The organism is Rhizobium sp. 18055 (assembly GCF_902706285.1).
GTDB lineage: Bacteria > Pseudomonadota > Alphaproteobacteria > Rhizobiales > Rhizobiaceae > Rhizobium.
In genome coordinates this window covers 1-1292 of record NZ_CACSKD010000049.1, presented here as the reverse complement: position 1 = coordinate 1292, position 1292 = coordinate 1, and the positions used below count along the sequence as shown (strand labels likewise).

Sequence of the window (1292 nt, the reverse complement as noted above, 5' to 3'; positions counted from 1 at the left end):
GGGTGGGCCTGATCGAACAGATCGCCGGGCAACAGGTCATACTGAGCGATCACCTCCTTCATCAGAGGAATGATCGCCTCCGCGTCGTTGGCGCGGCCCCTCGCCTCCTCCAGGCGTTTCCTCATTTGACCCAGCGTCTTTGGCACCAAGCACCTCTCTTGAAACGATTGAACCGCATCATAGAGGGCTCACCCGCTGAACGGCTTCGCACTTAGCGTTGTGGCGAGCTACCCTCCTCAGGCGCGCCTGACGATCGCTTCCACGACCGAAGCGTCAACGCGTTCGTTACCACGCTCACGCTGCTCAGCGCCATGGCGGCGCCAGCGACCATGGGGTTGAGCAGACCGAACGCGGCCAACGGAATACCGATCACGTTGTATGCGAACGCCCAGAACAAGTTCTGGCGGATTTTCGCGTAGGTGCGGCGTGAGATGTCGATCGCATCGGCGATCAGAGCAGGATCTCCCCGCATCAAGGTGATCCCGGCAGCGTGCATCGCAACATCAGTGCCGGTGGACATGGCGATCCCCACGTTGGCCGCCGCAAGCGCGGGGGCGTCATTGATGCCGTCGCCCACCATGGCCACCTGCTTTCCCTGCGCTCGCAGCTCGGAAACGATCTCGGACTTGCTCTCTGGAAGGACCTCTGCACGAACCTGGTCAATGCCCAGTTCACGCGCCACCATGGCCGCGCTGCCTTGGTTGTCGCCGGTGACGAGTACCGTCTCGATGCCCAGCCCGTGCAACTGGCCCACCGCGCCGCGTGCACTCGTCTTGACCGTATCGCCGAATGCCAGCAAACCGATCAGTTCGAGGGTTTCCGTCACGTCCGCGATCCAGGACACCGTTCTGCCTTGCGCATGCATCTGAGCCTCCGTGGGGGCCAGGCTGTCCATGGAGACCCCCAACTCATTCATGAAGCGCGTACTTCCCAAGCGGATCTGTCTTCCCTTGACAACGGCAGACATGCCCCGGCCGGGCACGGCGGCCACTTGGGAGGCTCGGGGCGCGATCGTTCCCTGCTCACGCGCGGCGTCCATCACGGCCCTTGCCAAGGGATGTTCGCTGCCATTTTGAATAGCGGCGGCGAACGAGAGCAGTTGTTCGCCATGCCCCGGGGCAGGAATCGCTGCGGCCAGCGTGGGGCGGCCTTCGGTGAGTGTGCCGGTTTTATCGAATGCGATGGTGTTGATGCGGTGTGCGGTTTCCAGGGCCTCGGCGTCCTTGATCAGGATCCCATGGCGCGCGGCGACTCCGGTGCCGGCCATGATGGCCGTGGGGGTGGCCAACCCC

1 protein-coding gene is annotated in these 1292 nt (G+C 63.5%); it reads right to left on the bottom strand.

Annotated elements, in window-relative coordinates; all coding sequences use genetic code 11:
• Positions 1–211 precede the first annotated feature (211 nt).
• Positions 212–1292: heavy metal translocating P-type ATPase (locus tag GVL52_RS27805; RefSeq protein WP_160012635.1), on the bottom strand; the 1081-nt coding region annotated here is incomplete at its 5' end.